The organism is Thioclava sp. SK-1 (assembly GCF_001705665.1).
GTDB lineage: Bacteria > Pseudomonadota > Alphaproteobacteria > Rhodobacterales > Rhodobacteraceae > Thioclava.
In genome coordinates, this window is record NZ_MDHA01000005.1 from 1 (window position 1) to 5332 (window position 5332).

Annotated in this window: 5 protein-coding genes; all 5 read right to left on the bottom strand. The window is 61.2% G+C overall.

What is annotated here, in order from left to right:
• The coding region (gene iolB, locus BFP70_RS00055) for a 5-deoxy-glucuronate isomerase (RefSeq protein ID WP_066008964.1) at positions 1-622 on the bottom strand (622 nt) is incomplete at its 3' end.
• Positions 619-924, bottom strand: coding sequence for a hypothetical protein (locus BFP70_RS20900; RefSeq protein WP_066008965.1), 306 nt, complete (start codon positions 922-924; stop codon positions 619-621). The genes iolB and BFP70_RS20900, both read right to left, overlap by 4 nt.
• Positions 924-1823 (bottom strand): myo-inosose-2 dehydratase, encoded by a 900-nt coding sequence (gene iolE / locus BFP70_RS00065; RefSeq protein ID WP_066008966.1) that lies wholly within the window; start codon positions 1821-1823, stop codon positions 924-926. The genes BFP70_RS20900 and iolE overlap by 1 nt, the downstream gene beginning before the upstream one ends.
• Before the next feature lie 52 nt (positions 1824-1875).
• The gene (iolD, locus tag BFP70_RS00070; RefSeq protein WP_066008971.1) at positions 1876-3741 is read right to left on the bottom strand and encodes a 3D-(3,5/4)-trihydroxycyclohexane-1,2-dione acylhydrolase (decyclizing); all 1866 of its coding nucleotides are present in this window, start codon (positions 3739-3741) and stop codon (positions 1876-1878) included.
• A gap of 215 nt (positions 3742-3956) precedes the next feature.
• On the bottom strand, positions 3957-5332 hold a 1376-nt coding region (locus tag BFP70_RS00075), incomplete at its 5' end, for a PfkB family carbohydrate kinase (protein WP_066008972.1).

Below are 5332 nucleotides of genomic sequence, written 5' to 3' on the forward strand. Positions count from 1 at the left end.
GGTCATCGGTATAGACGCGCTGGATGCCGAACCCATTGGCCGGATTAATCCGGTGGTAATAGGTTTCCTCCAGATAAGTGATGCGCGGGAAGTCATCCTCATCATGGCGGTGGCTTGGATAGGAGGACCAATTGCCCGCCGGGGTAAACACTTCGGTCACCAGCAGACTGTCGCAGTAATCCTCTGCCTCCATCGCGATATTGTTGATATAGCGGGTGTTTGGCCCCTCGCCGCGCTGGGTCAATGTGATCCCATCGGGGCCGATGCGGCGCGCGCCATGCCCGCCCAGACCCGGCGCCAGACAGACCGCAACCGTGCAATCGGTCGTGGCCGTCACAGACCAATCGCTGTCATTGGGCACATAAAGGCAATGCGGCGGGGTTTTTTCAAACACATCCATCCGCGCGCCCAATTCGCCCCAGTCGTGATCTGCGGCATGGATCCTGGCCTTGCCTTCGACCATGACCAAGATCACCTCATTGCGGCCGGTCAGCTCTGCCGCGCGCTCCCCCGCACGCAGCCGATACAGGCTGAACCCGACATAGCGCCAGCCCGCGCTGGCCGGCGTGATCTCATGCACCTTGCCATGGGTGCCGAAAGGCTTGTGCTGAAGAGGGCTCATTTTGGTCTCCGTTCCATCTTGGGGTCCGCACCTGCGGCCGGGTCACTGTGATCGGCCCCCGGCGTGGGGGGGCGTGGGGCAGTTGGGTCGGGGGCAGTTTCGGGGGCTGGCGTGCGATCGGCCCGGTCGGGATCAAAGGTGATAAAAAAGCACCATCCCGCATACAGGCCCATTGCTGCGAACAGCAGCGCAAACCCCACCGCCCCAGAGCGATATTCAAACACAGCCCAGCCCAGGCAGATCGCCGTCAAGACGATCCGCACCCATAAGGGCCGATAGACGGGCGCGTTCAGATCAAACATCAGATCAGCCCTTCGGCCCGCGCGATACGTTTCAAGGTATGCAAGCCAAGTGTCTGATACAGCAGCGGATTGCGCAGATGCGGGTCTTGCTCTGCTTCGATCACAATCCAGCCGTCATAGCCTGCCTGCTTCAAAATCCGCAGCAACGGCTGGAAGTCGATCGCCCCGTCCTGATCGCCGGGAACGGTAAAGGCACCGGCCATGACCCCTTGCAAAAAGGACAGGTTTTGCGACCGCACACGCGCCGTCACATCCGCCCGGATATTCTTGGCATGGACATGGCCGACCCGGTCGATATGGCGCGCCAGAACCTGTGCCGGATCGCCGCCACCAAAGGTGCAATGCCCGGCATCAAACAGCAAATGCGTCGCAGGCCCCGTCGCCGCCATGAACGCATCAATTTCCTCAGGGCTTTCCACCACCGTGCCCATATGATGATGATAGACCAGCGTGATCCCTTCTTGCGCCAGATAGGCCGCGAATGCCTCCATTTTGGCACCAAATTCCACCATCTGCGCCGGTGTCAGAACCGGACGATCATTGACCGGGGTCGTCGCGCTGCCATGCACCGTGTTGGAACATTCGCAAACGATACAGACCTTGCAGCCATTATGCACCAGCTTCGCAAGATGGCCCTGAACCGCCTCAATTTCCTCCGCGACAGAGCGGGTCAAAAGCTCAGTCGAATACCAGCCCGAGATAAACGTCATCCCATATTCGGCCAAAAGCGCGCGCAGCGCCTCCGGATCGTCTTGCGGCCAGCGATGGCCGTTTTCAATCCCGTCAAAACCGATCAGCTCCCCGGCCTCATGCAAGATCGCCTGGGTGGGAATATCAGCCCCAATCGTCTGGTCGTCATCATTGGCCCAAGCGATCGGGTTGGTTCCGAATTTAATCATCGGATCTCTCCATATTGGGGCGCCGCCCCGTCTGAGTGTCAATAAAGTCGGATCAGTTGAGCAGGCGTTGGCGCGCCTGACCCGCAAGGTAACGGGCATAGGCATCAGCCCGGTTCGGGCTGGGGCCCTGCGCAGGTACGGCCACATCCCAAAAATGCCCCGCCTCACCCGCGCGGGTATCAATCCCCGTGCCGGGGAAGTCCTTGGCCGTGGTCTCAATCACGATCACCGTGGGGAGGGTACGGGTGCGGGCGGCGGCCACCTGTGCCTCAAGATCGGCAACCCCCGTGGCCTTCACCGCATGCGCGCCCATTGACGCGGCATGTGCCACATAATCAATCTGCGGCTGATCCACGACATTGCAATCAACATACATATTGTTGAACGCCGTGCCGCCACAGCCCAGCGTTTGCAGCCGGTTGATACAGCCATAACCCGCGTTATCGGTCAAAATCACCGTGAAGGGGATGCGCCGCATCACCGCCGTCGCCAGTTCAGAATTGGCCATCATATAGCTGCCATCGCCCACAAAGCAGATCACCTCGCGCGTGGGTTGCGCCAGCTTCAACCCCATCGCACCGGCCACCTCATAGCCCATGCAACTGAAGCCGTATTCCATATGATACCCGCCCTGCCCGGGCTGCCACAGCAGCTTCAGCGCGCCGGGCATGGTGCCGGCCGCGCACATCACAACCGCCGTATCAGTGCTGGCACGTTGCACCGCGCCGATCACCTCCGCATCCGATGGCAGATCCTGCGGCCCACGCTGGGCGCTGCGGTCCTGACAATGCGCCGCCACAGCCTCCAGCCACTGACCACGCGCCACCGTATCAGCCGCATCAAACCGCACATCATGCAGCGCCTGCGTCAGCGCCCCAAGCGCAACTTTCGCATCCGCCACCAGCGGCACAGCCCCGTGTTTAAGCGCATCATACCCCGTCACATTGATCGACACCAAACGTGCGTCAGGATTGGCAAATAACGTCCGGGACCCGGTGGTAAAATCTTGCAACCGCGTGCCAAGGCCAATCACCAGATCCGCCGCCATGCTCGCCGCATTCGCCGCCGCCGACCCATCCACACCAGAGGCACCAAAATTCATCGGATGGCTCTGCGACAGGGCCGATTTCCCTGCCTGCGTCTCGACAACCGCAATCCCATGCCGCGTGGCAAATTCCGCCAAAGCCTCTTGCGCGCCAGAATAAATTACCCCGCCCCCGGCCACAATCACCGGCGCCTTGGCCGCACGGATCATATCCACAACCTGCGCCAATTCTTGCGCACAAGGTGACGGCCGCCGGATATGCCACACCCGCGACGCAAAAAACGCCTCAGGCCAATCAAACGCCTCCGCCTGCACATCTTGGCAAAACGCCAGCGTGGCCGGCCCGCAATTGGCCGGATCCGTCATCACCGCCAAAGCCCGTGGCAAGGCCGTCAAAAGATGCTCCGGCCGTGTGATCTGGTCAAAATAGCGCGACACAGGCCGCAAACAATCATTGGCCGAGACAGTGCCGTCTTCAAAATCCTCAATCTGCTGCAAAACAGGGTCCGGGCGCCGGTTCGCAAACACATCCCCCGCAATGATCAGCAAGGGCAAACGGTTCACATGTGCCACACCCGCCGCTGTCACCAAATTCGTCGACCCCGGACCAATAGAGCTCGTCACCGCCATCGCCCGCGACCGCCCCTTGCCCTTGGCATAGGCAACCGCAGCATGCGCCATCGTCTGCTCATTTTGTCCGCGCCATGTCGGGAACTCAGACCCGATCTCATGCAAAGCCTGGCCCAAACCCGCCACATTGCCATGCCCAAAAATCGCCCAGATCCCGTCGATGAACCGCTCCCCCTCCGGCGTCATCTGCACCGAAAGCCATTTCACCATCGCCTGCGCCGCCGTCAAACGGATCGTGCCCATATCTCTCTCCTCACATCACCTTGAACCGCAGGCGGCGCCGCCACCTCCGGGGCATCGAGCCCCATCGCTGGCGGTCGGGCGCAAAGCCCCCTCCAGCCAGGGCCCCAGCCGACACACCCAAAATCCCGGCCCATTCATCTTGCACCAAATATCCCGGGGGGCTGCGGCACCAGCCGCAGCGGGGGCAGATGCCCCCTCCCAAAGATCCCCCTCACTTACTGCGCCGCTCGCTTCGACCCGGAAGTCTGCGCAACAGACCGCGCACGGTCCCACACCCCCGCCAAACGTGCATAACGCTGCGCCATCTGCGTAACCGCCGCCTCATCACCGATCTGACCCGCAAACCACTCCCGCGCCACCGAACCAAAAATCGTCCGCCCAACAGCAAAGCCCTTCACAAGGTCAAACCCCGCCGCCACCTCAAAGCTCGCAGAAAGCTCCGCTTCCGGCGCATCCAGACCCAAAACAACAATCCCACGCGTGTGACGATCATGCGCCTCAATCGCCGCACAGGCCTGCGCCCAGCCCTCATGCGATGCCATCGGCTCCAGTTTCCACCAGTCAGGATAAATCCCTTCCGCGTAAAACCGCTCGATCAGCTGCCGCGTCGTCTCATCCGTAACAGGCCCGACCTTCGACGGGATCACCTCCAACAAAAACTCCAGACGGTTGCGACGCGCAGACGCGTAAAGCGTCTTAACCTGCCCCAATTGCTGCGCCCAGGTCGCCGCATCATCATCAGGATGGGCAAAAACCAGAACCTTCACCACATTCTCCCGCGCCCAATCGCGCAGACCGCCGCAATCCGCGCCAAGTTCCGGCTCCAGCGTCAGCGGCCGCGACCCGGGCCACTCACAAGGCCGGCCAATCCACAAACCCGTCCCCGACGCCGCATGCAGCGCACGCTTGCCAATCCGGTTGTCGCATAAAATCCCATAGCCAGGACGCCCGTCTTGCACCTGTAACGCAGCTTGCAAACACAGCTCTTTGAACGCGCCCCCCTTGGACAGCGTATAACCCGGCATCTCTTCCAGCTGCATCCGGTGATCAAAGGCAAACACCCGCATCTGCGAAAAATCCCCGCCATGCTCAAACGCCCGGTTCGTCGACCAGTGAACCTGCTCCAGCGCCTGATCATTGCGCAAATCCGCCTGCACAACACCGCGCGACAGGAAAAACTCCAGCTCCTCACGCGAAGGATAGGCCGGCGTACAGCCATGGCGCGATACCGCAAACGCCCCGCAGGCATTGGCATATTCCAGCGCCCGCGGCCACGCCTCCCCATCCAGCCAGCCCTTCAACAGACCCGACATGAACCCGTCGCCCGCACCCAAAACGTTGAACACCTCAATCGGGAAACCCGGCCCAGTCTGACCCTCATCCAAACTGTCGCCAACAGCACCGTCAAAAGCAACCGCCCCATCCGCTCCACGCTTGCAAACCAAGGTCGCCGCGCTGACCGCACGCACCGCGCGCAGCGCAGCAATCGTATCCGTCGAACCGCCAGCAATATGAAACTCTTCCTCAGTCCCCACAATCAGATCAAAATAATGCAAATGCGACATCAGCTTGGCCGTAACAGCCTCACTTT

Excerpts from the sequence above, each read along its gene's own strand:
- BFP70_RS20900 (WP_066008965.1), bottom strand. The coding sequence starts at position 924 with ATGTTTGATCTGAACGCGCCCGTCTATCGGCCCTTATGGGTGCGGATC.
- iolE (WP_066008966.1), bottom strand. The coding sequence starts at position 1,823 with ATGATTAAATTCGGAACCAACCCGATCGCTTGGGCCAATGATGACGAC.
- iolD (WP_066008971.1), bottom strand. The coding sequence starts at position 3,741 with ATGGGCACGATCCGTTTGACGGCGGCGCAGGCGATGGTGAAATGGCTT.